This window comes from Cellulosimicrobium sp. NPDC057862, from assembly GCF_042797035.1.
Classification (GTDB): domain Bacteria; phylum Actinomycetota; class Actinomycetes; order Actinomycetales; family Cellulomonadaceae; genus Cellulosimicrobium.
In genome coordinates this window covers 504,952-530,125 of record NZ_JBHVMH010000002.1, presented here as the reverse complement: position 1 = coordinate 530,125, position 25,174 = coordinate 504,952, and the positions used below count along the sequence as shown (strand labels likewise).

Here is a 25,174-nt window from a genome sequence, read left to right as displayed (position 1 = left end):
CGAGCCTTATACAGTCCGATGCCGACGGGGCGTCAGATCACACCCGTCCAGCCCCCGCCGTCCCGCCCCCGCCGGGACCAGCACGGACCAGCACGGGAGACCTTGTGCGCACTTCACCGTCGAGACGCGTCCGCCGCGGCCTCGCCTCCTTCCTCGCCACGGCGCTCGCCGCCGGCCTGACCGTCGCAGGCGCCGGCGCTCCCGCGCAGGCGGCCCCGGCCGACGTGACGGGCGGCTCGGCCACCTGGAACTTCGTCGACTCCTGGACGTCGTACGTCACCGGCCCGATCGCGCAGGGCACGGTCACGCCGCCCCTCCAGGGCGGACAGTCCTCCTACGGCCCGGCGTCCGGGACCTATGACGACGCGTCGGGTACCGGCTCGGTGCGGCTCGGCGGCTCGACCCGCTACGAGGGCCACCACGGGGCTCTCGACGTGACCGTCTCCGACGTGCGTCTCGACCTCACCGGCCCGACGACCGGCGTCCTCTACGCCGACTTCGCGGGCACGGTGAACGCCGGGGCCGGGAACGACGCCAAGGTCGCGGACGTCACCGTCTCGCCGACGCGCGACGGCGACCACGTGACGTTCGTGGCGAACGGCACCGTCACCGCGTCGCTCGCCGGAGTCTCGTCCTACTTCTCGTCGTACGCGGGCAAGCCGATCGCGACGCTCACCGCGCGCGTCGTGTCCCCCGAGCCGGTCGCGCCGGCCGTGGCCACGAGCACGACGCTCGCCGTGACGCCCGCGGGCACGTCGGTCGCGGGCACGACCGTGACGCTCGCCGCGACCGTCGCGCCCGCCGCAGCGGGCACGGTCGAGTTCCGCGACGGCGCGACCGCGCTGGGCACCGCCGCGGTGTCCGACGGCGTCGCGCGGCTGGAGACCTCTGCCCTCGCCCCGGGCACGCACGACCTCGGCGCGGTCTTCGAGCCTGCGGACCCGGCGGCCTTCGTCGCCTCGACGGCGACCGGTGTCGCGCACACGGTGACCGCCGTCGAGCCGGAGCCCGAGCCGGAGCCCGAGCCCGCGGTGGACCCGGCGGTGACGGTGTCGCCCTCGGGTCCGGTGGACCCGGCGGTGGAGAACACGTTCACCGTCTCGGGGACCGGGTTCGTGGGCGACGGGGCGCGGTTCGGCGCGTACGTGCTGATCGGTGAGAAGTCGATCTGGGACGGTTCCGGTCCGCTGGTCGCGTCGGGATGGCTCCAGCTCGGCTGGGTCATGCCGCAGCAGGTGCGCGACGGAGCGTTCAAGACGACCCTCACCGTCCCGGCGGGGAAGCTCGACCCGGCCAAGGAGTACGTCGTCGCGACGTCGGCCGCGCACGGCCTGTCCGCGACCGACCGCAGCCTCGACACGTTCACCCCGGTCGCGGTGCTGGGCGGCACGACCCCGGAGCCCGTCTGGGAGCCGTCGGTCGAGCTCTTCGCCGCCGACGGCACCACGCCCCTCGGCGACTCCCCGGTCCGCCCGGAGGACACGATCGTCGTCAAGGGCTCGGGCTTCGACCCGGAGGCGAACGTGGCTCCGGCCGGCAACCGGCCGCCGATCTCCGCGGGCATCCCGGCGGGCACCTACGTGGTGTTCGGCAAGTTCGCGCCGCAGTGGCGGCCGTCGCAGGGCGTGGCGTCGTCCGCCCGCAAGGCCGGGTCGCAGCAGTGGGCGCTCGCGTCCGCGGCGCTCGACCAGGTCGACCCGCGCTACCAGGCGGCGATCCGCGGCCAGTGGACGGAGCTGTCCGAGGACGGCACGTTCACCGCCGAGCTCGTCGCGAGCGAGCTCGAGCTCGAGGGCGGCCGGTACGGCGTCTACACGTACGCCGCCGGGGGCACCGTCAACGCCGCCCAGGAGCTCTACGCGCCGGTCGCGTTCACGACCGAGCCCGCCGCCCCCGTCTGGGAGCCGGAGATCGCGGTCTTCGGCGCGGACGGCGTGACGCCGCTCGGCGACACCGAGGTAGCCGTGGGCGACACGGTCGTCGTCAAGGGCTCGGGCTTCGACCCCGCGGCGAACGTCGGCGGCCGCGGCGTCCCGATCCCGGCGACCCTGCCCCAGGGCACGTACGTCGTGTTCGGCAGCTTCGCCGAGCAGTGGCGCCCGTCCGAGGGCGCTGCGTCGTCGACCCGCAAGGTCGGGTCCCAGGTGTGGGCCCTTGCTGAGACGGTGCTCGACCAGGTCCCCGCGCAGTACCAGTCCGTGATCCGCGCGCAGTGGACGGACATCGCCGAGGACGGCACGTTCGAGGCGCGGCTCGTGGTGAAGAACCCGGGGCTGCTCGACGGCGGCCGCCACGGCATCTACACGTACGGCGCCGGCGGTGTGAGCAACGCGGACCAGGAGCTCTTCGCTCCGGTGGCGTTCGACGCCCCCGGGTCGCTCACGGTGACGCCCGCCGCGACGACGGTCGAGGCCGGCGGCACCGTACGGCTCGCCGTGAGCGGCCTCGTCGCGGGCGACCAGGTCAAGGGCGTGACGTTCGGCGGCAAGGCCGCGACGTACGCGCGAGACGGCGCGACGATCGTGCTCACCGTCCCGGCGGACACCGCAGCGGGCCCCGTCCCCGTCGTCGTGACGTCCGACCTCGGGGTGACCGGCAGCGCGACGCTCACCGTCACGGTCCCCGCCCCCGACCCCACGCCGGTGGTGACGGTGTCGCCCTCGGGCGCGGTGGACCCGGCGGTGGAGAACACGTTCACGGTCTCGGGGACCGGCTTCGTCGGCGACGGCGCGCGGTTCGGCGCGTACGTGCTGGTCGGCGAGAAGTCGATCTGGGACGGCTCGGGCCCGCTCGTCGCGACGGGCTGGCTCCAGCTCGCCTGGGTCATGCCGCAGCAGGTGGTCGACGGCGCGTTCACCACGACGCTGACCGTCCCGGCAGGCTCGTTCGACCCGTCGAAGGAGTACGTCGTCGCGACCTCGGCCGCGCACGGCCTCTCCGCGACCGACCGCAGCCTCGACACGTTCACCCCGGTCGCGGTGCGCCAGCCCGCGCCGGAGGCGCAGCCGACCACCACGACCCTCGCCTCCTCGGCGACTTCGGCCGTCGAGGGCACGGCGGTGACGCTGACGGCGACGGTCGCCCCGAAGGCGGCCGGCACGGTCCGGTTCACCGTCGGCGACACGACCCTCGGCACGGCGACCGTCACCGACGGCGCCGCGACGCACCGGGCGACCGGCCTCGCCGTGGGGAAGCACGCCGTCACGGCGACGTTCGTGCCCGCGGACCCCGCCGCGTTCGTCGGCTCGGTCTCGGCTCCGGTCACGGTCGCGGTCACGGCGAAGCCGACCGCTCCGACGACGGCAGGCGCCCTGACCTGGGGCGTCAAGGAGTCGTTCCGCAGCTACATCGTCGGCCCGGTCGCGGGCGGCGGCGCGACCGCGACGAGCGGTGCGAGCGTCGTCGACGGCCTCTTCCGCTTCGGCCAGGCCGACGGCGGCACGTGGACCTCGGCGTCGGGCCGTGGCACGGCGAAGTACACCGGCACGGTCCGCTTCACCGGCCACTCCGGCGCACTGGACCTCGCGCTGACGAACCCGGTCGTCGACGTCACGGGCCCCGGCACGGGTCGCCTGCTCGTGGACGCACGCTCGACGGGGCTCGACGGCTCGACGTTCGACCGCACGGGCGTCGTCTTCGCCACGCTCGCGCTCGGCGCGCCGACGACGAGCGCGGACGGGGCCGTGACCTACTCGAAGGCCGCGGCGACGCTCACGGCTGACGGCTCGCTCGCGTTCTCGGGCTTCTACCCCGCCGGGACCGCGCTCGACCCGCTGACGTTCACGATCGGGGCGAAGGCGACGACGCCCGGTGACGGCGGCACGATCGGCACCCCGGGCGACGGTTCGACGGGCGGCTCGGTGGACCCGGCGAAGGCGACGCTCTCGGCGTCGCAGGCCCGCCCGGGTGACGAGGTCACGATCAGCGGCGTCGGGTTCGGCGCCGACGAGGCGGGGATCCGCACGGAGATCCGCTCGACGCCGCGCACGCTCGCGACGGGCGTCACCGCGAACGCGGGCGGCGCCGCGACCTCGACGGTGACGATCCCGAGCGACGTCGCCCCGGGCGAGCACACGCTCCTGCTGATCGGCGCGGACCACACGGCGTCCGCCCCCATCACCATCGTCGGCACCGGGACCACCGGCACCGGCACGGGCAGCGCGGCGGAGCAGTGCTTCGCCCAGGGCGTCAACGGAGCGACCCTCTCGTGGGGCGTGAGCGACCGGTTCCGCGCGTACGTCACCGGCCCGATCGCGAAGGGCTCCGTCTCGACGGACGGCGTCGGCGACACCGGCTCGGCGTTCACGTGGAGCGGCGGCAAGGGCTCGTTCAACACGGACCTCGGCAAGGGCCGCGCCAGCTTCGGCGGCTCGGTGTCGTTCTCCGGGCACGAGGGCATCCTCGACCTGCGGATCAGCAACCCGCGCGTCGTCGTGAACGGCTCGACCGGCACGCTCGTGGTCGACGTCCGGAGCAGCGACATGGAGGGCAACAAGTCCTCGTCGAACGGCGTCGCGTTCGCGAGCCTGGACCTGTCGGGCAAGAAGTCGACGTCGGGCTCCACGATCACGTGGAGCGGCGCTCCCGCGACCCTCACGGCCGCCGGGGCGAAGGCGTTCGCCGGGTTCTACGAGGCCGGAACGGCGCTCTCGCCCGTGACGTTCACCTTCCCGATCGGCGGCGACGTCGAGTGCGACGCGTACTCCGGTGCGCTCGCCTCGACCGGGACGGATGCGGGCAGCCTCGCGCTCCTCGCCGGGACCCTGCTCCTCACGGGCGGGGCGATCCTGACCGTGCGGCGTCGTCGCGCGGGTCGCGTCCAGGCGGTCGCGACCGCCTGAGCCCCCGGCACCACGCACGACGCCGCCCGGTCACCTCGCGAGGTGACCGGGCGCCGTCGTGCGTGCGGGGTGCGGGAGGGATCAGACCCGGTCGACGAGGTCCGCGACAGAGTCGACGACCTTGCTCGGCCGGAACGGGAACCGGTCGACGTCGGACATCTTCGTCGACCCCGTCATGACGAGGTAGGTGTACAGCCCGGCCTCGATACCCGCGACGACGTCGGTGTCCATGCGGTCGCCGATCATCGCCGTCTTCTCCGAGTGGGCGTCGATCCGGTTGAGCGCGGAACGGAACATCATGGGGTTGGGCTTGCCGACGAAGTACGGCTCGCGCCCCGTCGCGGCGGTGATCATGGCCGCGACGGCACCCGTCGCGGGCAGCGGGCCCTCCTGGGACGGGCCGGTCGTGTCCGGGTTGGTGCAGATGAAGCGCGAGCCGCCGAGGATGAGGCGGATCGCCTTGGTGATGGCCTCGAACGAGTACGTGCGCGTCTCGCCCAGCACCACGTAGTCCGGGTCGGACTCGGTGAGCGTGTAGCCCGCCTCGTAGAGCGCCGTCGTCAGCCCCGCCTCGCCGACCGCGTACGCGCTGCCGTTCGGGATCTGGTCGCTGAGGAACTGGGCGGTCGCGAGCGCCGACGTCCAGATCGACTCCTCGGGGACGTCGATGCCCGAGGTCGCGAGGCGCGCGCGCAGGTCGCGCGCCGTGAAGATCGAGTTGTTCGTGAGGATGAGGAACGGGCGGCCCTTGTCGCGCAGCGCCCGCACGAACTCCGGGGCGCCGGGGATCGCGTGCCCCTCGTGGACGAGCACGCCGTCCATGTCCGTCAGCCAGCTCGTGATCTCTCGCGTCATCTCAGGCGTCCTTCCCGTCCTTCTCGTGCCCGACGGCGGTCGTGCCCTCGGTGACGGTGTGCTCGCCGTCGGTCCCTGCCGCGTCGGCCGCGATCTGCGCCTCGAGCGCCGCGGCCCGCTTCTCGGCGCGGCGCCCGCGCCAGACCTCCACGATCATCGGGACCACCGAGAGGAGCACGATGAGCAGGACGAGCGCCTCGATGTTGTCCTTGACGAACGTGATGTTCCCCAGCAGGTAGCCGAGCCACGTGAGACCCACGGCCCACAGCAGCGCGCCGAGCGCGTTGAACCCCACGAAGTGCCGGTAGTGCATCTTGCCGACACCCGCGGCGACCGGCGCGTACGTGCGCACGATGGGCACGAAGCGCGCGATGACGATCGTCCGGCCGCCGTACTTCTCGAAGTAGGCGTTGGTCTGGTCGATGTACTTGCGCTTGAAGAACCGCGAGTCCGGCCGGTCGAACACCTTGGGCCCGACGGTGCGCCCGATGAGGTACGCCGTCTGGTCGCCGAGGAACGCCGCCGCGAAGAGCAGGGCGAGCAGCACGGGGAGGCTGATCTGGAGCGAGTCCTGCGCGACGAGCGCGCCCGCGGTGAACAGCAGCGAGTCGCCCGGCAGGATCGGGAACAGCAGTCCCGTCTCGATGAAGATGACGACCACGATGCCCACGAGCGCGGCGTCGCCGAAGCGCTCGATGAGCGTCATCGGGTCCATCCAGTCCGGGCCCAGGGCGGCGACGGGCCCTGCGGCGCCGAGGCTCGCGGCGTGCGCGGCCCCGGGCAGGGCGGAGGCGAGCTCGGCGAGGGTGTTCACGGGTCACCAGCGTAGTGGGGCCCGCCTGCCCGCCCGGTCCCGGGCAGAATGTCCGGCATGGCGAGCATCGCGGTGGTGGGCGGGACCGGTGCGGCGGGTGGCGCCGTCGTGCGGGAGGCCGCCGCGCGCGGCCACGACGTGCGCGTGCTCTCGCGGCACGTGCCCGACGACGGCGCGCGGGTCCCCGGGACGGCGCACCACCGTGTCGACCTCCTCGGGTCCGACGACGGCGCGGTCGCGCTCGCGCTCGACGCGGCGCTCGCCGGGGTCGACGCCGTGGTCGACGCGAGCAACGGGATGTCGCCCGGGGCGATGAAGGTCTTCACGGTCGGCGCGCGCCGCCTCGGCGAGGCGGCCCACCGTGCAGGGGTCGGCCGCGTGGTGGTGCTGTCCATCGTGAACGTCGACGAGGGCGACTACGGGTACTACCGCGCGAAGGCCGAGCAGGAGCGGATCCTCTCGTCAGGGGGCGTCCCGACGACGGTCGTGCGCGCGACCCAGTTCCACGAGTTCCTGGAGATCTTCCTCGGACGCGACGGGCGGCTCGGGCGGTGGGCACACCTCGGCCTGCTGCCGGTGCCGCGCGGGGTGCGGTTCCAGCCGATCGCGCTCGCCGACGTCGCGCGGGCGCTCGTCGACGCCGCGGAGGGGACGCCGCCCGGGGGCGGCGTCCCAGGACCCGGCCCCGACGCGACGACCGTGACGATCGGCGGCCCGGAGGTCCTCGACGCGCGCGACATGGCGCGCGCGTGGCGCACCGCGCACGGCTCGCGCCGCCCCGTCGTCGGGGTGCCCCTGCCCGGACCGCTGGGCGAGTTCTTCCGCGCGGGCCACAACCTCGTGCCCGACCACCGCTACGGGACGCTCACCTACCGCCAGTGGCTCCGGGAGCGCGCGTGATGCCGTCCGACGGTGTGCGCGCGGAGCCGCCCGAGGCGCGACCCGCCGTCGGGGACGACGGGGAGCGCGCCGAGGAGCGCGAGGTCGGGGTCGGGCCGTGGCCCGGCGGGCCGGACGCGTGGCCGCGCGTCCCTGACCCGGGGGGCCCGCCCGGGGCGACCCGCCTCGACCCCCGCTACGACCCCGGGCTGCTCGCGCACGGCGACCGGCGCAACGTCGTCGACGCCTACCGCTACTGGACCGTCGAGGCGGTCGTCGCCGACCTCGACGCGCGCCGCGACCCGGCGCGCTCCCTGCACGTCGCGATCGAGAACTGGGCGCACGACCTCAACATCGGGTCCGTCGTGCGCACGGCGAACGCGTTCAACGCGGCGGGCGTGCACGTCGTCGGGCGGCGCCGGTGGAACCGCCGGGGGGCGATGGTCACCGACCGCTACCTGCACGTGCACCACCACGCGTCCGTCGACGACCTCGCGGACTGGGCCGCGGGGGAGGGGCTGCCCCTCCTGGGTGTCGACAACCTCCCGGGCTCGGTCCCCCTCGAGGGGTACGCGCTGCCCGCGTCGTGCGTGCTGCTCCTCGGCCAGGAGTCGACCGGGCTCACGCCCGAGGCGGTCGCCGCGTGCCGTGACGTCCTGCACATCACCCAGCGCGGCTCGACCCGCTCGATCAACGCCGGGGCGGCGGGCGCGATCGCCCTGCACGCGTGGGCCGCGCAGCACCTGGCCCCGGGCGGCGGCGCGAGGTAGAGGCGTGGTCACCGGGCGACCACAGGTCGAACGGCCCTGACCCTGCGCTGTCATCCATGCCAGACTTTGACCCGACAGTCCACCCCGCACGACTCCACAGGAGCTTCGCATGCCCATCGCTACCCCCGAGGTCTACGCCGAGATGATCGACCGGGCGAAGGCAGGCTCGTTCGCCTACCCGGCCGTCAACATCACCTCGTCGCAGACCATCACCGCCGCGCTCCAGGGCTTTGCCGAGGCCGAGTCCGACGGCATCATCCAGGTCTCCGTGGGCGGCGCCGAGTACGGCTCGGGTTCGACGGTCAAGGACCGCATCGCCGGTTCGCTCGCGCTCGCGGCGTACGCGCGCGAGGTCGCGAACAGCTACCCCGTGCAGATCGCGATCCACACCGACCACTGCGTCAAGAAGAACCTCGACTCGTGGGTCCGCCCGCTCCTGGCCCTCGAGGCCGAGCAGGTGAAGAACGGCGGCCTGCCCACGTTCCAGTCGCACATGTACGACGGCTCGGACGTCCCGCTGGACGAGAACCTCACCATCGCTGCCGAGCTGCTCGAGCTCTCGCAGGCGGCGCGCACGATCCTCGAGATCGAGGTCGGCGTCGTCGGTGGCGAGGAGGACGGCCACGAGGCCGAGATCAACGAGAAGCTCTACACGACGGTCGAGGACGGCCTCGCGACGATCGCGGCGCTCGGCACGGGCGAGAAGGGCCGCTACCTGACGGCCCTCACGTTCGGCAACGTGCACGGCGTGTACAAGCCGGGCGCGGTCAAGCTCCGCCCCGAGATCCTCAAGGAGATCCAGGAGGCCGTCGGCGCGAAGGTCGGCAAGGCGAACCCGTTCGACCTCGTCTTCCACGGCGGCTCCGGCTCCACGGCCGAGGAGATCTCGGCCGCGGTCGACTACGGCGTCATCAAGATGAACATCGACACGGACACGCAGTACGCGTTCACGCGTCCGGTCGTCGGCCACATGTTCTCGAACTACGACGGCGTCCTGAAGGTCGACGGCGAGGTGGGCAACAAGAAGGCCTACGACCCGCGCGCCTGGGGCAAGCTGGCCGAGGCCGGCATGGCCGCCCGCATCATCGAGGCGTCGCAGCAGCTGCGCTCGGCGGGCAACAAGATCCGCTGACGCCCGCAGGAGCCGGCTCGCCGCCGGCTTCGGGTGCACGAAGGCCCCCGGTCCGCGAGGACCGGGGGCCTTCGTCGTGGTGCGTGACGCTGGGCGCGACGTGGGGTCGTGCCGGTAGGTCGTGACCGTGCGGGGGCGGCGACCTCAGTCCGTCGCGTCGGAGCCGTTGCCCTTGCCCGCGGGCTCGTCGAGGTCGAAGCCGGGGTCGACGTCGACGATGTCGAGCAGCTCGCCGATGCGGGTCACCTCGAGGAGGAACCGGACCGTCGGCGGGGCGCGCAGGACGCGGACCCGGTGCGGGCCGCGCGAGGCGAGGCGTGCGAGGAACGCCACACCCGACGAGTCCATGAAGGTCACGTGGTGCGCGTCGATCTCGACCGGGAGCCCGGAGTCCTCCGCCGCGGCGGTCGCCTCCTGGAGGTCGGCGCCGAGGTCGGCGTCGATCTCGCCCGAGAGGACGATGCGTGCCCGCGTCGTCCCCACGATGACGTGCACGCTCGCGGGGTCGCCCACCGCTGCGGGGTCGCCGGCGACGCCGACCGGACGGTCGGCGGCCGAGGGTGTACCTTCGCGCACCGGCGCTCCTCTCTGTGTGGTCCCGACCCGTTCCGGTCTCGGGAAGCACCAATCTACGGTTGAATGTCCAGTCGGGACAGTAACGCGACCGTGGCGTCGGTTTCCAGACGATCGACGCACGGACCGTCGGAGGTGACGATGGGCAGCTCGCCGGGGCTCGGCACCGACCTGCCCGCGCACGTCCAGGAGCTGTGCACGCGCGCGATGGAGAGTGCCGGTGTCGCGATGTTCGTCACGGGTCCGCGCGCGGACGAGATGCCGATCGTGTGGGTCAACGCCGCGTTCGAGCGCCAGACCGGGTTCACCGCCGCGGAGGTCCTCGGCCGCAGCCCCCACGTCCTCGAGTCCCTCCTCGCCGAGCCGGTGGACGCGCAGGAGCTGCGGGCGGCGATCGCGGAGGAGCGCGAGGTGACGTACACCGTGCGTGCCCTGCGCCGCGACGGCTCCCCGGTGTGGACTCAGCTCTCGCTCGCCCCGCTCGCCGCACCGGACGGCACCGTGACGCACTGGGTCGGGGTGCAGGTAGACGTCTCCGAGCACCTCGAGCGGTACGCGGCGCAGGTCGCGTCGCTCGCGCTGGAGCGGCGCGAGCGCGCGGTGCTCGACGTCGTCTCCCGCAGCTCGGACCTCCTCGCCGACCTCGACCAGCCGTACGCGCTGCGCGACATCACCGAGCTCCTCGCCGGGTACGTCGTCGACTGGGCCGGCTTCTACCTCAACGACGACGGGCTCCGGTACGCGGAGGGCGTCGACACTGCCGCACCCCCGAGCGGGCGCGGGCAGCGGCACGGCCGCTACACGCCCGGGGCGTTCCCCGTCGCGCCCGGCCTGCACACGACCGACGCGCTCGGTGACTCCGCCGCCGTCACCGGCTCGGTGCCGCGCGTGCGCCTCGTCGACGTGCCCGACCGCGTCCAGGACGTCCTGGACGGGCGCATCGAGGGTCCCGTCACCCTCGACCTCTCCGCGACGTACCCGCAGTGGTCGGCCTCCGGCTGGCTCCAGCGCGACCTGCACCACCGGCTCTCCGGCCTGCCGCACCGCCCGGGCTCCGTGACGGTCACCGCCGTCCCGGGACGTCGGCGCATCCTCGGCCTGCTCGTCACGGGTGACGTGCCCGACGCGGCGCTCCACGGGCTGGGCACGGAGGCAGAGGCGCGCGAGGGCGTGCGCACGCTCCTCCAGATCATCGCGCGCCGCGCCGGCACCGCGATCGACAACGTGCGGCTCTACGCGCGCGAGCACCGGCTCGCCGAGACGCTCCAGCGCGCGATGCTGCCCGAGCAGGCCGACGTGACCGGTCTCGACGTCTGGACCTACTACGCGCCCAACTCGGAGCACGCCCAGGTGGGCGGCGACTGGTACGACGTGCTCCAGATCGCGCCGGACGTCGTCGGGCTCGTCATCGGCGACGTCGTGGGCCACGACGTCGAGGCGGCGGCCGCGATGGGCCAGCTCCGCTCGGTCGTGCGGTCGTACGCGTACGAGCTCACGACGCCCGGGCCGGTGCTCGAGCGCGTCGACCAGCTCGTCCAGGGCATGCGCATCCCGCGCTCTGCGAGCCTCGTGTACGCGGCGCTCACCCAGCCCGACGCCGAGCAGCCCGACGACGCGTGGCGCATCGAGTACTCGCGCGCCGGGCACCTGCCGCCGCTCCTGCTGCGCGACGGCACGGTGACCCAGCTCGACGACGCCGGCGGGGCTCTCGTCGGCTTCGGCGGCCGCAGCCGGTCGACGGGCGTCGCGGCGCTCGCCCCGGGCGACACGCTGGTCTTCTACACCGACGGCCTCATCGAGCGCCGCGACCGCGCACTGCGCGTCGGGCTCGAGGCGCTCGTCGCCGCGTCCGAGGCCGTCACGGCCGTCGACGCCGCAGGCGTGGGCGAGGAGCTGCTGTCCCGCCTCGCGGACGCCCCCGAGGACGACGTCGCGCTCGTCGTCGTGCGCATCCCCGACCCGGTGCACGACGCGTCGGCCGTCGTGCTGAGCCCGCGCAGCCGTCGCTGGCTCCTGCCGAGCGAGCCCGCGTCGATCGGGCGCGCGCGGCACGCCGTCGTGCGCACGTGCCAGGCCTGGGGCGTGCGCGACAGCGCGAACGCGGAGCTCGTCGTCTCCGAGCTGGTGGCGAACGGCGTCCTGCACGGGTGGGGGCACCTCGCGCTGCGCCTCTTCGACACGGGCGACGGGATCCGCGTCGAGGTCGAGGACTCCAACCCGGCGCCGCCCGTCCCGACGGACGGGCACCCGAACCGCATGGGCGGGTTCGGCATGCAGATCGTCGAGCGGCTCGCGGACTGGGGCTGGCGCCCGACGGCGTCGGGCAAGCTCGTCTGGGCGACGCTGCGGCCCTCGGGGCGGTAGGACCGCCCGGGCGCGTCAGGCCGGGGGCTCGACCTTCGCGAAGCCGGACGGCGGCGTCGCGGGCTCGCAGCGGTGGTCGGAGTCGATGCGGAACAGCTCGAGCGCCCCGCACACCTCCAGCACGAACAGGTCGCGGTCGTCGCAGCCGCGCAGCACCGTGGCGCCGCCCCGCTTGCGGCCCGAGTCCGCGAGCGAGATGAGGAACGCCGCGCCGGTGGAGTCCATGAACGTCACGCGGCACATGTCGATCACGAGGAGCTGGCGGCGCAGCCCGACGACGCGCGCGGCGATCTCCGGGAACTGGTCGCGCTCGGCGAGATCGAGGTCTCCGGCGATGACGAGGGTCGTCGTCGCGGGGGACGTGGCGATCTCGATCATGTCGTCGACTCTAGACGCCGCCCGGGTGGGTCGCGCGTCCACCGCCCTGCTCGGCGGTCGCGCGACCCGGGCTCGTCAGCGCAGGGCGCGGACCTCGTCGGCCGACGTGCCGGAGTCGCGCAGGAACTGCTCGCAGCGCTCGGCCTCCTCGACCTCACCGAGGTACGCCGCGCACTCGGCGAGCGCGAGCAGCGCGCGCAGGAAGCCCTGGTTCGGGACGTGGTCGGCGGGGATCGGACCCTGGCCGCGCCAGCCCGCGCGACGCAGGGAGTCGAGGCCGCGGTGGTACCCGGTGCGCGCGAACGCGTAGGCCGTCACGGCGCCGCGGGACCCGTTCTCGTGGAGGAAGTCCTCCGCGAGGTACGCCCACGCGAGCGAGCTCGCCGGCGAGCGCCCCGCGATCTCGTACGGGTCGCCGTCGGCCGCGATGGCGTCGCGGACGTGCGCGAAGTCGTCGGGGAGGCGGACCGGCGCGGGGCCGTCGAGGAGGTTCGCGTGCGTGTCGCTCATGGGCCCATTCTGCCCGCCCGGGGCCCGTGCGGCACCGGAAGGTGCCGAACCCGGGGTCGCTCCCCACGCCGGCCGCACGGTGCGGAGCGATCACGGGTTCGGCGGACGCGCCGTGGACGGCGGACGCCCCAAAGGTCAATGGCCGGTAAACTCGGCGTCGGTCCCCGGGTGACTGCCGCCCGGGTGACGCCTCGGGCCCGCGGGCCCAGCGCCGTCGGGCACGACCTGCCCGCTCCGCTCCGGACGCCGGTGCGCCCACGACCATGACCGGCCCGAGGAACAGGCAGTGCGAAAGTGGGGATTCCATGCCAGGCGTGGTGCTCGTCGGTGCCCAGTGGGGCGATGAGGGCAAGGGCAAGGCGACCGACCTGCTCGGCTCCCGGGTCGACTACGTGGTCAAGTTCAACGGCGGCAACAACGCCGGCCACACGGTCGTCATCGGGGACGAGAAGTACGCGCTCCACCTGCTGCCGTCGGGCATCCTGTCCCCGGGCGTCACGCCGGTCATCGCGAACGGCGTCGTCGTGGACATCGAGGTGCTGTTCCAGGAGCTCGACGACCTGATCTCGCGTGGCGTGGACGTCTCTCGCCTGCTCGTCTCGGGCTCGGCGCACGTCATCGCGGGGTACCACCGCACGATCGACAAGGTGAGCGAGCGGTTCCTCGGCAAGCGCCGCATCGGCACGACGGGCCGCGGGATCGGCCCCGCGTACGCGGACAAGATCAACCGCGTCGGCATCCGCATCTGGGACCTGTTCGACGAGAAGATCCTCGCGGAGAAGATCGAGGGCTCGCTCGACCAGAAGAACCACCTGCTGGTGAAGGTCTACAACCGTCGGGCCATCACGGTCGACGAGACCGTGGCCGAGCTGCTCCAGTACGCCGAGCGCCTCAAGCCGATGGTCGCCGACACCGCGCTCGAGCTGAACAAGGCCCTCGACGCCGGCAAGAACGTCCTCTTCGAGGGCGGCCAGGCGACCATGCTCGACGTCGACCACGGCACCTACCCGTTCGTCACGTCGTCCAACGCGACGGCCGGCGGCGCGCTCACCGGCTCGGGCGTGGGGCCGACGCGCATCAGCTCCGTCATCGGTGTCATCAAGGCGTACACGACGCGCGTGGGCGAGGGCCCGTTCCCCACCGAGCTGTTCGACGCGAACGGCGAGTACCTGCTCAAGCAGGGCGGCGAGTACGGCGTGACGACCGGCCGCGCGCGCCGCTGCGGCTGGTACGACTCCGTCATCGCGCGCTACGCGACGCGCGTCAACGGCATCACGGACATGGTGCTCACCAAGCTCGACATCCTCACCGGCTTCGAGAAGGTGCCGGTGTGCGTCGCGTACGACGTCGACGGCGTCCGCTACGACGAGATGCCGCTCGACCAGACGGCGTTCCACCACGCGAAGCCGATCTACGAGGAGCTCGACGGCTGGTGGGAGGACATCTCCGGCGCCCGCACGTTCGAGGACCTGCCGGTGAACGCGCAGCGCTACGTGCTCGCGCTCGAGGAGATGTCGGGCACGCGCATCTCCGCGATCGGCGTCGGCCCCAGCCGCGACGCGATCATCCCGCGCCACGACCTCATCCACTGAGTCGACCACCGCACGCCGACCACGGCCCGGACGCCCCGCGGGGTGTCCGGGCCGTCTCGGTAGACTCGTCGCCCGTGAAGATCCTCGTCGTCGGGACCGGTGCCCGCGAGCACGCCATCGTCCACGCCCTCGCGCACGAGGCCGACCGCCCGGGCGCCGAGCCGCACGAGCTGCACTCCGCCCCCGGGAACCCTGGCATCGGAGACCTCGCGACCCTGCACGCGGTCGACCAGAACGACGGCGCCGCGGTGGCCGCGCTCGCGACGGACCTGGGCGCGGACCTCGTCGTCGTCGGTCCGGAGGCGCCGCTCGTCGCGGGCGTCGGGGACGCGGTGCGCGCGGCCGGGATCCCGGTGTTCGGGCCCAGCGCCGAGGCCGCGCGCCTCGAGGGCTCCAAGGCGTTCGCCAAGGACGTCATGGCGGCGGCGTCCGTCCCGACGGCGCTCGCGCACGTGTGCACCGACGTCGACCAGGTCGCGGCCGCGGTCGACGCGTTCGGCGCCCCCTACGTCATCAAGGACGACGGCCTCGCCGCGGGCAAGGGCGTCGTCGTCACGGAGGACCGGCAGGCCGCGCTCGAGCACGCCGCCGCGTGCTTCGCGACCCCGCGCCGCGCCGCGGACGGCACGCCCGAGGACCCGCGCGTCGTCGTCGAGGAGTACCTGGACGGCCCGGAGGTCTCGCTCTTCTGCGTGAGCGACGGCGTGACCGTCGTCCCGCTGGCACCCGCCCAGGACTTCAAGCGCGCGTTCGACGCCGACGCCGGCCCCAACACGGGTGGCATGGGCGCCTACAGCCCGCTGCCCTGGGCACCCGAGGGCCTGGTCGACGAGGTCGTGACGCGCGTCGCGCAGCCGACGATCGACGAGATGGCGCGACGCGGCACCCCGTTCGTCGGCGTGCTGTACGTGGGGCTCGCGCTGACGAGCCGCGGCACGCGCGTCGTCGAGTTCAACGCGCGGTTCGGCGACCCGGAGACGCAGTCGGTGCTGACGCGCCTCGCGACGCCGCTGTCCGCCGTGATGCTCGCGGCGGCGCAGGGCCGCCTCGCGGAGATCGGTGCGCTGCGCTGGCACGACGACGCGTCGGTCACCGTCGTCGTCGCGGCGCACGGCTACCCGGGCGCGGTGCGCGGCGGAGACCCGATCACGGGCATCGACGCGGCGGAGGACGTCGAGGGCGTGCACGTGCTGCACGCGGGCACCTCGCGCGCGGACGACGGCGGCCTCGTCGCCTCGGGCGGCCGTGTGCTGTCGGTCGTGGCGCGCGGCGCCGACCTCGCCGAGGCGCGCCGTCGGGCGTACGCGGCGGTCGACCGCATCGTGCTCCCGGGCTCCCACCACCGTACGGACATCGCCGCGAAGGCCGCCGCGGGCGAGGTCACGCTCGCGGGCTGACGCCCCGCCGTCGGTCCGCCCCCGCCCGACCCCGACTCTTCACGCCGTCGAGCACGACATGACGGTCGCTCTCACGCTGATGACGACCGCCATGTCGTGCTCGGCTCCCTAGGGATGACGAGGGCGAGGTGTCAGGCGCGGTGCCACTTCTGGGCCGCGGTGCCGTTGCACGTCCAGATCTGAAGCTGTGTGCCGTTGTTGCTGTTGCTGTTCGGCACGTCGACGCACTTGTTCGCCAGCACGGACACGAGGTCGCCCGCCCCGCTCAGCACGAACTGCTGGGCGGGGTTCCCGCTGCAGTTCGCGAGCTGCACGGCCGTGCCGTCGGCGGTGCTCGCCCACGCGACGTCCATGCACTTGCCGCCGGCACGGACCGTGCCGTCGGACTCGAACGTCCAGCGCTGCGCGTTCGTCCCGTTGCAGGTCCAGAGCTGCAGGCGCTTGCCGTCGCTGAAGTCCGAGCTCGGCACGTCGATGCACTTGCCCGCGAGCCCGACGAGCGCGCTGCCCGACCCGCCGCCCGTCGTGACGAGCGACAGCCCGTACGCCGAGAGGATCGGGTTCACGGGCTGGTAGATGAACTTGCCGCCGTTCGAGCAGTCGTTGATGCGGCCCGACGTGACGCCCTGCGCCTGGTTGCCGGAGATCACGGAGCCGCCGGAGTCGCCGCCCTCGGCGCACGCGCTGCCGCGCACGAGGCCGGGGATGTCGCCGTTGCCGTAGTTCACGGTGATGTTCTTCTGCTCGATGACGCCGCAGCGCCAGCCTGTCGTCGCGCCGGACCGGCAGACCGACGCGCCCACCGGCGCCTCGGCGGACCCGGCGACGTCGACCGTGCCGCCCGCGTAGTTGTTCACGCGGGGGACGGGGGAGAACCCGGCGTCGACGCGCACCCAGGCGTAGTCGTGGCCGGGGAACGACGCTGCCTGGACGGTGCCCATGCGCGCCCAGCTCGCCGTGAGGACCTCCTTGCCCGCGGCACCGCAGTGCCCGGCCGTGACGAAGCCGCCCTGCACGGCGAAGCCGATCGAGCACGCCGAGCCCGACGATGCGCCGGGGTCCCGGGTGATGTACCGGTCGCCGCCGCGCACGTCGGCCGTGAGCTCGTACGGCGCGTCGACGACCTCGGTCCGGACGGCGGCCGCGTCGACCCCGGACGCCGCGACGAACGTCTCCGCCGCGGCCGGGTCGAGCGACTCGACGACGACCTGGTTCGTCGTCACGTCGACGTACCAGGCCTGGACCGCGTCGGGCGTCGACGCCTGGTCCAGCACGGCGGCGACGCCGTCCAGGTCCGCGAGGCTGTGCTCGACCACGACGGCCTCGGCGCCGGCCGCCTCGACCGCCGGCACGGCGGCCAGGTCGGTGACGGCGACGACGGGCGTCGCGGCGTCGGCGTCGACCCACGTGCCGGCGTACGCCGCGCCCAGGTCCCCGCTCAGCGCCTGCTCGACGGCGCCGGTCGCGGCGTCGAGCGCGAGCCGGTCGGCGACGCCGGCCGCGTCGAGGCCCAGGTCGCGCTCGAGCGCGCGGAGCTGGCCGGCGGACAGGTCGTCGGGGTCGGGGACGGGTCCGGCGAGCAGCGCGGGAACCTCGGTCCCGGTGGTCGACGCTGCGGCGAAGGGTGCGCTCGCGTTCGCGGACGTCGCGAGCCCGACGCTCGCGGCGATGACGCCGACTCCGGTTGCTAGCGCTGTCAGGCGATGGTGCATCGTGCCGTGGTGCATCGTTGCCTCCTCGGTGCGGATGTCGGCCCGCCGTCGTCGGCAGGGCCGGGACAGCGGTGCAGGCGCCCCCGAGGGGGGTCGCTCCGATGCAGGCCCCCGACGGTGAGGGAGCGCTCCCACGACCGTCCTGTTGGCACAGTAGCGACTTCAGCGGCGTTCGTCGCGCCGGCGAGGCGGCTTGGCAGGCCGACCGACCGGTCGTCGGACGGACATGGTGCCGCGCCTGCGGAGGGCGGTGCGAGACTAGGGGCCGTGACGGACACCCCTCAGGATCCTGCCTCGGCCCTCTCGCTCGGCGAGGTGGACGCCCTCGACACCGCGGCGCTCGACCTGCCCGGTTGGACGCACGTGTACTCCGGCAAGGTGCGCGACCTCTACGCGCCGGACCTGCCCGCCGTCGGTGGCGTGCACCCCCTCGGTGACGTCGTGCTCGTCGTCGCGAGCGACCGGGTCAGCGCGTACGACCACGTGCTGTCGCCGGGGATCCCGGACAAGGGCGTCGTGCTCACCCAGCTCAGCCTGTGGTGGTTCGAGCAGCTCGCCGACCTCGTGCCGAACCACGTGGTGTCGACCGAGGTCTCCGCGGAGCCGGGCGACGGCCTCGTGCCCGACGTCGTCGCCGGGCGCGCGATGATCTGCCGCCGCCTCGACATGTTCCCCGTCGAGTGCGTCGTGCGCGGGTACCTCACCGGCTCGGGGCTCGTCGAGTACCGCGCCGGGGGAGAGGTCTGCGGCGTGCCGCTGCCCGCCGGGCTCGTGGACGGGTCGCGCCTGCCGGAGCCGATCTTCACGCCCGCGACCAAGGCCGCCGTGGGCGAGCACGACGAGAACGTCTCGTTCGACGTGGTCGCCGAGCAGATCGGCCTCGACGACGCCACGCGCCTGCGGGACCTGACCCTCGCCGTCTACGCGCGCGCCGAGCAGATCGCGCGCGAGCGCGGCGTGATCCTCGCCGACACCAAGCTCGAGTTCGGCGTCGACCCGTCGACCGGTCGGACCGTCCTCGGCGACGAGGTGCTCACGCCCGACTCGTCGCGGTTCTGGCCCGCCGACCAGTGGGAGCCGGGCCAGGCGCAGCCGAGCTTCGACAAGCAGTTCGTGCGCGACTGGCTCGTGTCGCCCGCGTCCGGGTGGGACCGCGCGTCCGACACCCCGCCGCCGTCGATCCCCGCCGACGTCGTCACGCGCACCCGCGCCCGGTACCTCGAGGCGTACGAGCGGCTCACGGGCTCGACGCTCGGCTGAGCGCTCAGGCGGTCCGGGCGCCGACCGGGCGCACGTAGGTGTGCCCGCTCGGCGCGGTCCACCGGACCGAGCCGTCGGCGAGCAGGGCGGGCCGCCAGCCGTCGCGCGCACGGACGACCCGGTGGTGCCGGCAGAGCGCGACGAGGTTGTCGGCCTCCTGCGCGGCGGCCGCGGCGTCGTCGTCCGCGCCCGGTCGCGGGGCCACGACGTGGTCGAGGTCGCAACGGAACGCCGGGACGCGGCAGCCGGGGAACACGCAGGTCTCGTCCCGCGAGAGGACGCGCGCGACGGTCTGCGGCGACGGTCGTGCCCTGCCGCGCTCGGCGGCCGGGGCGGGTGCGAGCGGTGTTGCCATGCGGGCCTCCCTGCGTCGTCGAGACATGGTTCGTGCGAGGGCGGGGAAGGGGCAGGACCCCGCCCTCGCACCGTGCCCGAGCGTGCGTCTCGAACACGTGTTCGACTCTAGCGGGATCCACTGACACGGGTCGAGGCTGGCGCGATAGGTCGTCTTCCGATATATATCGTTCATGGCACCGAGCCCTCCCACGTTCCGCATGACCGAGCAGGCGTACCTCGTGCTGCTCTCGCTCAGCGCAGAGCCGCGGCACGGGTACGCAGTGATCCAGGCGGTGCGCGAGCTCTCCGACGGCCGCACGCGGCTCGGGGCCGGCACGCTCTACGGCAACCTCGACCGCCTCGTCGCCGCCGGGCTCGTCGAGCCGACCGGCGAGGAGGTCGTCGACGGCCGCCTGCGGCGCTACTACCGGGCCACCGACGACGGGCGCCGGGCGGCTCGGGCCGAGACCCTCCGCCTCGCCGAGCTCGCCGAGCGCGCGCGGCGGTCGCTGGAGAGCCGCGGCCCCGCGGGTGCCACCGGCGGCCTGGCCGGGAGCGGCGCATGACCGCCGTCGGGCCGGACCGGTACGAGCGGTCCGCCCGGTTCTGGCTCCGCGCCTACCCGCCCCGCTGGCGTCGCCTGCACGGCGACGAGGCGCTCGCGGTCCTGCTCGACCTCGCGCCCGCACCCGACGACGCCGGGGCGCCGCACGGCATCGGCGCGCGCGAGGCGTGGGGGCTGGTGCGCGCAGGCTGGGCGCTGCGCTGGCGGGAGCACCCGCCGCTCGGGCGCTGGTTGCTGTACCGGCTGTTCGACGCCCGGCTGCCCGCGCGCTACTGGTGGTGGGTGGCCGACGACATCCACGGGGCGCTCTACCCGTGGCGCGTGACCATGACGGGGCTCGGGACCGCTCTCGCGATCTTCTACGGATGGCCGGTGCTGGCGCAGGTCCTGTTCTCGGACGACGTCACGCGGCCCGACCTGTGGCTGATCCTCCTGTGGTGCGGGACGTTCCTCGGCGGGGGGCTGCTCTTCCGCCGTTCGCACGTCGCGCGCGCGTGGCGCAAGCACGTGCTCGACGGCAACATCCCTGTGGACACCCCGACCGACCCGCCGCGCGCGGCCGGTGCCTGAGTCGGCGCCGCGCCGTCGTGCCAGGGTGCGGACGCCCGCCGGGAGCGTCGTCCACGCCCGGTAGACTGGCCGCGGAATCCCGCCGTCGGCTCCCGCTCGTCCCGTCCCACCGACCGTCCTCGACGGCCGTGACGTGGTCGGGATCCCGGAGCCCCGGCTCTCCCGAACTCTCTCGCCAAGGAGCCCCCGTGGGACGCGTCGTCGTCGAGGTCATGCCCAAGCCCGAGATCCTGGACCCGCAGGGCAAGGCCGTCGTCGGGGCGCTGCCGCGCCTCGGTTTCACCCAGTTCACGTCCGTGCGCCAGGGCAAGCGGTTCGAGCTCGAGGTCGACGGCCCGGTCACGCCGGAGATCCTCGCCGCCGCCGAGGAGGCCGCGGTCAAGGTCCTGTCGAACCCGGTGATCGAGGACGTCGTGCGCGTCGCGGACATCGAGGCGGACGCGGCCGCGACGATCACCTCCGAGGGGCTCGCCTGATGTCCGGCGCGACGCTCGCGTCGGCGCGGATCGGCGTCGTCACGTTCCCCGGCACGCTCGACGACCGCGACGCGGCGCGCGCGGTGCGTCTCGCGGGCGGCGAGGCCGTGTCGCTGTGGCACGCGGACGCCGACCTGCACGGTGTCGACGCCGTCGTCCTGCCCGGTGGCTTCTCCTACGGCGACTACCTCCGCGCGGGCGCGATCAGCCGCTTCGCGCCCGTCATGGAGTCGATCGTCGACGCGGCCGCGGGCGGCATGCCCGTCCTGGGCATCTGCAACGGCTTCCAGGTCCTCACCGAGGCTCACCTGCTGCCCGGCTCGATGGTCAAGAACGACCACCTGCACTTCATCTGCCGCGAGCAGGTGCTCGTGGTCGAGAACGCGGACACTGCCTGGACGCGCGACTACACGGCCGGCCAGCGCATCACGATCCCGCTGAAGAACCAGGACGGCCAGTTCGTCGCGGACGACCGCACGCTCGACGAGCTGGAGGCGGAGGGCCGCGTCGTCTTCCGCTACGACGGCTGGAACCCGAACGGGTCGCGCCGGGGCATCGCGGGCATCACGAACGCTGCGGGCAACGTCGTCGGCCTCATGCCCCACCCCGAGCACGCCGTCGAGGCGGGCTTCGGCCCGGCGAACGAGGCCGGCCCCCGCGCGGGGACCGACGGGCTCGGCTTCTTCACGTCGGTCCTGGGCGCGCTCGTCCGCGCATGACGAGGTCGGCGTGACGGGCTCGCTCCCGCGGGTCCTGCCCGACGACGCCGCGCGCCTGGGCGCGCACGTCACCGTCGAGGCGGTGACCGGGGACGACGCCGCGGCCGAGCTCTTGCGCACCCGTCAGCAGGCGGAGCTCGCCGTGCGCTACGGCGAGCCCGATGCGGGCACGTTCGTGCCCGACGCCTCGATCGCGAACGTCGTGGTCCGCTCGGCCGGTGAGCCCGTCGCCTTCGTCGCGCTGCGCGACGTGTCGGGCACGCCCGACGGCCGTGGCGGCTCACATCCCCCGCGGACGGGCGAGGTGAAGCGCCTCTGGGTCGAGCCGGCCCACCGGGGCCGCGGGCACGCGCGCACGGCGATGCGTGCCGCGCACCGGCACGCGGTCGAGGCAGGGCTCGACCGCCTGGTCCTGGAGACCGGAACCCTCCAGCCCGAGTCGATCGACCTGTACCTCTCGCTCGGCTACGTCCCGATCGAGTCGTACGGGCACTACGCGGGGCACCCGCTCTCCCGCTGCTTCGCGCTCGACCTGGGGACGATGCGCGACGCGGGCGTCGGCACCGACGCCGCGGGCGCGACGTCGTCGACGGGCGGCGGGCTCGGTGCGCGCGGCGTGCGGTCGACCGCGACCGCGACCTCGAGCGAGCCCGCGACCGTCCTGGCCCGTGGGGTCGTGGAGGTCCGCGCCGTCCCGTGGGACGACCCGGACGCGGCGGCGCTGCGGCGGGAGATGCACGAGACGTCCTCGGCGGTGCTCTACCCCGAGCTGTTCGCCGGGTTCGACGCCGCCGGAGGGTTCGACGCCGTCGACGCCCGCGTGGGTGCCGAGGTCGTCGCGACCGTCGTCGCGTACCGGGACGGCGACGCCGTCGGGTGCGCGTCGCTGCGCCGCCCCGCACCCGGGGCGCCTGCGGACGCGCTCGAGGTGAAGAAGGTCTTCGTCCGCGAGCGTGCGCGTCGGACCGGGACCGCGCGCCGGCTGCTCGACGCCCTGGAGGTCGTCGCCCGCGAGCGCGGGGTGTCCACCCTGCTGCTGGAGACGGGCATCCGGCAGCCGGGCGCGATCGCGCTCTACCGTTCGCTCGGGTACCGCGCCGTCGAGCAGTTCCCGCCGTACGTCGGCGACAACCACGTGGCGCTCTGCTTCGCGAAGCCGCTGGTCTGAGGGCTGCGCCAGGGTCTTCTCGGGGGTGTGCCGGATATGCCCGCGGTGTCCGGTCCCGCTAGGGTGTCCCCGTGATCCACCTCGCGACCGGTGCCTACTCCGCGGCCTCCGTGATCCTCGAGCTTCTCGGCTGGGTCGCCGCCGTCGCGTCACGGGTGCCCGGCCGGGTCGGCGTGCTCGCGGGCGAGCTGCGCGAGACCGCGCTCGAGTGGGGGGTCCCGGTCGGCGAGGTGTCCGACCTCTACGCCGCCTTCCCGGTGCGCCTCGCGCTCGCCGTCGGCGGGGTCGCGCTCGTGTGCGCGGTCGTCGCCCTGGTGCACGGGCTGCGCGAGCGTCAGCGCGCCGAGGGGTCCGCGGACGCCGCGCGCGTCAGCGGTCGCTGAGCAGCGGCGCGACCTCCCGCCCGAGGAAGCGGACGAACCCCTCGACGTCGGGCTCGTCGGCCGTCGGCTGGATCGCGACCGCGGTGGCGCCCGCCGTAGCGAGGGCACGGACAGCCGCGGCGATCGTCCCGGCGTCGCCGCCCGCGCCGATGCCCTGACCGGCCTCCTTGCCCCACAGCGGCAGCTCGCGGTCCACGCGTCCCTGCGCGTCCGCACCGGTCGCCGCGATGAGCGTCGCGTGCACGTCGAAGTCGCTCGTGGCGCTGGCCCCGTCCCGGCCGGCGCGGGCCGCCGCGCGCACGTCGTCCGGGGTGAGCGCGTTCGCGAGGATCAGGCCGTCGCCGAGCTCGCCCGCGAGCGCGAGCGAGCGCGGACCCACGCCGCCGAGCCACAGCGGGACGGGCTCCGTGGGAGGCCAGTCGAGCCGCACGGCGTCGAGCGTGACGTACCGACCCGCCGTCGTGACCTCCTCGCCCGCGAGCAGGCTCCGCAGGGCGGTCGTGTGCTCGCGCAGCAGCGTCAGCGGCGACGCGACACGGACGCCGGCCTGCCCCATCCACTCCTGGACCCCGTGGCCCACGCCCGCGACGAGGCGGCCGGGGAAGAGGCGCGCGAGCGTCGCGACCTCCATCGCCGTGATCGCCGTGCTGCGCAGCGGGGCGGGCATCAGCCCGATGCCGACCCGCACGCGCTCGGTCCAGGCGAGCGCCGCGGCCGCCGACGCGAGGCCCGACTGCTTGAAGCAGTCCTCCCACACCCAGAGGTCGTCGAGGCCGGCCTCCTCCGCGGTCGTGGCGAGCCGCCGCAGGCTCTCCGGCGCGTGGGTGGGCACGAACGCGATCCCGAGCCGTGGTGTCGTCATCCCGTCATCGTGCCGGGCGCCACCGACACTCAGCCGTCGTGCCGGCGCGCACGTGACCTCGCGCGGACGGGCTGCCGTGCCTGCTCGTCGGCCCGCGCGAGGAACGCGAGCTGCGCCGCGACGGACTGGCGCGCCGCGCCGAGGACGGACGGGTCGACGTCGGCGTAGACGCGTGCGACCACCCGCTCCACCGCGTCGTGCGCACCCGCGGTCAGCCCGAGCGCGTCGAGCGCCGCCCGGACCTGGGCCAGGCGCTCGAGCCGGTGGTCGCGGTACGCGCGCACCCGTCCCGCGAGGTCCTCGACGAGCGGCCCGTGGCCGGGGAGCCCCGTCGCTCGACCCGACCCCGCGGCCGCGACCGCCTCGATCGCGTCGAGGCTCGCGAGGTACGCGCCCAGCGAGCCGTCGGGCTGCGCGATCACCGTCGTGCCGGTCCCGAGCACCGTGTCGCCGGTGAGGACCGTCGTGCCCGACGGCGACCCCGCGCCGCCGGCAGCGGAGTCGCCCGACCGGGTGGCGCCGGTGGTCGCGTCGCCGGGGGGTGCGTCGAACGGGCGCGTGCCGCCCCCGGCGAGGTCGCCGGCCGAGGCGACCGGGACGTCGTCGGGCAGCACGAGGCAGACCGAGTCGGCGGTGTGGCCCGGGGTGGCGAGGACGACGACGCGCAGCCCGGCGACCTCGATCACCTCGCCGTCGCGCAGCGGCTCGCCGCCGTGGCAGTGTGCCGGGTCTGCGGCGCGCACCGGCGCGCCGGTGCGCTCGCGCAGCCCGGGAGCACCGGCCGTGTGGTCGGCGTGGCGGTGCGTGACGAGCACGAGCTCGACCGGACCGGCCGCCGCCAGCGCATCGAGGTGCGCCGCGTCGTCGGGCCCGGGGTCCACGACGACGCACGTCGCCGACCCCGGAGCGCGCAGCACGTACGAGCGCGTCCCGTCGAGCGTCATCGGTCCCGGGTTGTCGGCGCGCAGCACCGCGGCGAGCCGGGTGACGGGCGTGGGAACGGTCATCGTGGGCCGCC

The 25,174-nt window shown here is 74.4% G+C and carries 23 protein-coding genes; 14 read left to right on the top strand and 9 right to left on the bottom strand.

Annotated elements, in window-relative coordinates; all coding sequences use genetic code 11:
• The first annotated feature begins 104 nt into the window (after positions 1-104).
• Entirely contained in the window at positions 105-4,841 is a 4,737-nt protein-coding gene (locus ACFVN3_RS05010) for an HtaA domain-containing protein (protein ID WP_378231169.1), read from the top strand.
• An 81-nt stretch (positions 4,842-4,922) separates the two neighbouring features.
• Here ACFVN3_RS05010 and ACFVN3_RS05005 read toward each other — a convergent pair whose 3' ends face one another.
• On the bottom strand, positions 4,923-5,696 hold the full coding sequence (locus ACFVN3_RS05005; protein ID WP_378231167.1) for an HAD-IIA family hydrolase: 774 nt from the start codon (positions 5,694-5,696) through the stop codon (positions 4,923-4,925).
• A 1-nt stretch (position 5,697) separates the two neighbouring features.
• Positions 5,698-6,411, bottom strand: coding sequence for a VTT domain-containing protein (locus ACFVN3_RS05000; protein ID WP_378231401.1), 714 nt, complete (start codon positions 6,409-6,411; stop codon positions 5,698-5,700).
• A 156-nt stretch (positions 6,412-6,567) separates the two neighbouring features.
• Here ACFVN3_RS05000 and ACFVN3_RS04995 point away from each other — a divergent pair, with 156 nt between their 5' ends.
• The 3 genes from ACFVN3_RS04995 (at position 6,568) to fbaA (ending at position 9,291) form a co-directional block, all read left to right on the top strand.
• The gene (locus tag ACFVN3_RS04995) at positions 6,568-7,410 is read left to right on the top strand and encodes an SDR family oxidoreductase (protein ID WP_378231165.1); all 843 of its coding nucleotides are present in this window, start codon (positions 6,568-6,570) and stop codon (positions 7,408-7,410) included.
• Entirely contained in the window at positions 7,410-8,159 is a 750-nt protein-coding gene (locus ACFVN3_RS04990) for a TrmH family RNA methyltransferase (protein ID WP_378231162.1), read from the top strand. Before ACFVN3_RS04995 ends, ACFVN3_RS04990 begins: the two co-directional genes overlap by 1 nt.
• A gap of 109 nt (positions 8,160-8,268) precedes the next feature.
• Positions 8,269-9,291 (top strand): class II fructose-bisphosphate aldolase, encoded by a 1,023-nt coding sequence (gene fbaA / locus ACFVN3_RS04985; protein WP_087470928.1) that lies wholly within the window; start codon positions 8,269-8,271, stop codon positions 9,289-9,291.
• Positions 9,292-9,435: 144 nt separating this feature from the next.
• Here fbaA and ACFVN3_RS04980 read toward each other — a convergent pair whose 3' ends face one another.
• A complete protein-coding gene (locus tag ACFVN3_RS04980; RefSeq protein ID WP_378231159.1) occupies positions 9,436-9,867 on the bottom strand; it encodes an STAS domain-containing protein in 432 nt (143 codons plus the stop codon).
• 138 nt (positions 9,868-10,005) lie between these two features.
• Between ACFVN3_RS04980 and ACFVN3_RS04975 the strand changes: the two genes are divergently transcribed.
• Positions 10,006-12,228, top strand: coding sequence for a SpoIIE family protein phosphatase (locus ACFVN3_RS04975; protein WP_378231156.1), 2,223 nt, complete (start codon positions 10,006-10,008; stop codon positions 12,226-12,228).
• Positions 12,229-12,243: 15 nt separating this feature from the next.
• Here the strand turns inward: ACFVN3_RS04975 and ACFVN3_RS04970 are convergent, their stop codons facing one another.
• Positions 12,244-12,606: an STAS domain-containing protein gene (locus ACFVN3_RS04970; RefSeq protein WP_047233594.1), complete on the bottom strand. Its 363-nt coding sequence runs from the start codon at positions 12,604-12,606 to the stop codon at positions 12,244-12,246.
• A gap of 75 nt (positions 12,607-12,681) precedes the next feature.
• The gene (locus tag ACFVN3_RS04965; protein WP_047233595.1) at positions 12,682-13,116 is read right to left on the bottom strand and encodes a DUF3151 domain-containing protein; all 435 of its coding nucleotides are present in this window, start codon (positions 13,114-13,116) and stop codon (positions 12,682-12,684) included.
• A 305-nt stretch (positions 13,117-13,421) separates the two neighbouring features.
• Between ACFVN3_RS04965 and ACFVN3_RS04960 the strand changes: the two genes are divergently transcribed.
• Positions 13,422-14,708, top strand: a complete 1,287-nt coding sequence (locus ACFVN3_RS04960; RefSeq protein WP_378231153.1) for an adenylosuccinate synthase — start codon at positions 13,422-13,424, stop codon at positions 14,706-14,708.
• Between the two features lie 74 nt (positions 14,709-14,782).
• A complete protein-coding gene (gene purD / locus ACFVN3_RS04955; protein ID WP_378231151.1) occupies positions 14,783-16,105 on the top strand; it encodes a phosphoribosylamine--glycine ligase in 1,323 nt (440 codons plus the stop codon).
• Between the two features lie 131 nt (positions 16,106-16,236).
• On the opposite strand, the gene ACFVN3_RS04950 is transcribed toward purD, so the two are convergent.
• The gene (locus ACFVN3_RS04950; RefSeq protein WP_378231149.1) at positions 16,237-17,832 is read right to left on the bottom strand and encodes a ricin-type beta-trefoil lectin domain protein; all 1,596 of its coding nucleotides are present in this window, start codon (positions 17,830-17,832) and stop codon (positions 16,237-16,239) included.
• Positions 17,833-18,132: 300 nt separating this feature from the next.
• On the opposite strand from ACFVN3_RS04950, the gene ACFVN3_RS04945 reads away from it, so the two are divergent.
• Positions 18,133-19,077, top strand: coding sequence for a phosphoribosylaminoimidazolesuccinocarboxamide synthase (locus ACFVN3_RS04945; RefSeq protein WP_378231399.1), 945 nt, complete (start codon positions 18,133-18,135; stop codon positions 19,075-19,077).
• Positions 19,078-19,081: 4 nt separating this feature from the next.
• Here the strand turns inward: ACFVN3_RS04945 and ACFVN3_RS04940 are convergent, their stop codons facing one another.
• Complete coding sequence (locus tag ACFVN3_RS04940) at positions 19,082-19,432, bottom strand: HNH endonuclease signature motif containing protein (RefSeq protein WP_378231146.1); 351 nt, start codon at positions 19,430-19,432, stop codon at positions 19,082-19,084.
• Positions 19,433-19,604: 172 nt separating this feature from the next.
• Here ACFVN3_RS04940 and ACFVN3_RS04935 point away from each other — a divergent pair, with 172 nt between their 5' ends.
• The 6 genes from ACFVN3_RS04935 to ACFVN3_RS04910 all read left to right on the top strand — a co-directional run bounded on the left by ACFVN3_RS04935 (position 19,605) and on the right by ACFVN3_RS04910 (position 23,294).
• The gene (locus ACFVN3_RS04935; RefSeq protein WP_378231144.1) at positions 19,605-19,979 is read left to right on the top strand and encodes a PadR family transcriptional regulator; all 375 of its coding nucleotides are present in this window, start codon (positions 19,605-19,607) and stop codon (positions 19,977-19,979) included.
• Entirely contained in the window at positions 19,976-20,548 is a 573-nt protein-coding gene (locus ACFVN3_RS04930; RefSeq protein WP_378231142.1) for a hypothetical protein, read from the top strand. The genes ACFVN3_RS04935 and ACFVN3_RS04930 overlap by 4 nt, the downstream gene beginning before the upstream one ends.
• Positions 20,549-20,736: 188 nt before the next feature.
• Positions 20,737-21,024 (top strand): phosphoribosylformylglycinamidine synthase subunit PurS, encoded by a 288-nt coding sequence (gene purS, locus ACFVN3_RS04925; RefSeq protein WP_087470936.1) that lies wholly within the window; start codon positions 20,737-20,739, stop codon positions 21,022-21,024.
• Positions 21,024-21,743, top strand: coding sequence for a phosphoribosylformylglycinamidine synthase subunit PurQ (gene purQ, locus ACFVN3_RS04920; protein WP_378231140.1), 720 nt, complete (start codon positions 21,024-21,026; stop codon positions 21,741-21,743). The genes purS and purQ overlap by 1 nt, the downstream gene beginning before the upstream one ends.
• 10 nt (positions 21,744-21,753) lie before the next feature.
• The gene (locus ACFVN3_RS04915; RefSeq protein WP_378231138.1) at positions 21,754-22,911 is read left to right on the top strand and encodes a GNAT family N-acetyltransferase; all 1,158 of its coding nucleotides are present in this window, start codon (positions 21,754-21,756) and stop codon (positions 22,909-22,911) included.
• Positions 22,912-22,982: 71 nt separating this feature from the next.
• Positions 22,983-23,294 (top strand): hypothetical protein, encoded by a 312-nt coding sequence (locus tag ACFVN3_RS04910; RefSeq protein ID WP_378231136.1) that lies wholly within the window; start codon positions 22,983-22,985, stop codon positions 23,292-23,294.
• Here ACFVN3_RS04910 and ACFVN3_RS04905 read toward each other — a convergent pair.
• Both ACFVN3_RS04905 and ACFVN3_RS04900 read right to left on the bottom strand, forming a co-directional pair.
• Positions 23,281-24,156, bottom strand: a complete 876-nt coding sequence (locus ACFVN3_RS04905; protein WP_378231134.1) for an LLM class flavin-dependent oxidoreductase — start codon at positions 24,154-24,156, stop codon at positions 23,281-23,283. The genes ACFVN3_RS04910 and ACFVN3_RS04905 overlap by 14 nt on opposite strands.
• A gap of 29 nt (positions 24,157-24,185) precedes the next feature.
• On the bottom strand, positions 24,186-25,163 hold the full coding sequence (locus ACFVN3_RS04900; RefSeq protein ID WP_378231131.1) for an MBL fold metallo-hydrolase: 978 nt from the start codon (positions 25,161-25,163) through the stop codon (positions 24,186-24,188).
• Positions 25,164-25,174: the final 11 nt, after the last annotated feature.

Coding starts and splice junctions, on each gene's coding strand:
- ACFVN3_RS04940 (WP_378231146.1), bottom strand. CDS start 19,432: ATGGCAACACCGCTCGCACCCGCCCCGGCCGCCGAGCGCGGCAGGGCA.
- ACFVN3_RS05005 (WP_378231167.1), bottom strand. CDS start 5,696: ATGACGCGAGAGATCACGAGCTGGCTGACGGACATGGACGGCGTGCTC.
- ACFVN3_RS04935 (WP_378231144.1), top strand. CDS start 19,605: ATGGCACCGAGCCCTCCCACGTTCCGCATGACCGAGCAGGCGTACCTC.
- fbaA (WP_087470928.1), top strand. CDS start 8,269: ATGCCCATCGCTACCCCCGAGGTCTACGCCGAGATGATCGACCGGGCG.
- ACFVN3_RS04965 (WP_047233595.1), bottom strand. CDS start 13,116: ATGAGCGACACGCACGCGAACCTCCTCGACGGCCCCGCGCCGGTCCGC.
- ACFVN3_RS04975 (WP_378231156.1), top strand. CDS start 10,006: ATGGGCAGCTCGCCGGGGCTCGGCACCGACCTGCCCGCGCACGTCCAG.
- ACFVN3_RS05000 (WP_378231401.1), bottom strand. CDS start 6,411: ATGGACCCGATGACGCTCATCGAGCGCTTCGGCGACGCCGCGCTCGTG.
- purQ (WP_378231140.1), top strand. CDS start 21,024: ATGTCCGGCGCGACGCTCGCGTCGGCGCGGATCGGCGTCGTCACGTTC.
- ACFVN3_RS04900 (WP_378231131.1), bottom strand. CDS start 25,163: ATGACCGTTCCCACGCCCGTCACCCGGCTCGCCGCGGTGCTGCGCGCC.
- ACFVN3_RS04970 (WP_047233594.1), bottom strand. CDS start 12,606: ATGATCGAGATCGCCACGTCCCCCGCGACGACGACCCTCGTCATCGCC.
- ACFVN3_RS04930 (WP_378231142.1), top strand. CDS start 19,976: ATGACCGCCGTCGGGCCGGACCGGTACGAGCGGTCCGCCCGGTTCTGG.
- ACFVN3_RS04995 (WP_378231165.1), top strand. CDS start 6,568: ATGGCGAGCATCGCGGTGGTGGGCGGGACCGGTGCGGCGGGTGGCGCC.
- ACFVN3_RS04990 (WP_378231162.1), top strand. CDS start 7,410: ATGCCGTCCGACGGTGTGCGCGCGGAGCCGCCCGAGGCGCGACCCGCC.
- ACFVN3_RS04960 (WP_378231153.1), top strand. CDS start 13,422: ATGCCAGGCGTGGTGCTCGTCGGTGCCCAGTGGGGCGATGAGGGCAAG.
- ACFVN3_RS04950 (WP_378231149.1), bottom strand. CDS start 17,832: ATGCACCACGGCACGATGCACCATCGCCTGACAGCGCTAGCAACCGGA.
- ACFVN3_RS04905 (WP_378231134.1), bottom strand. CDS start 24,156: ATGACGACACCACGGCTCGGGATCGCGTTCGTGCCCACCCACGCGCCG.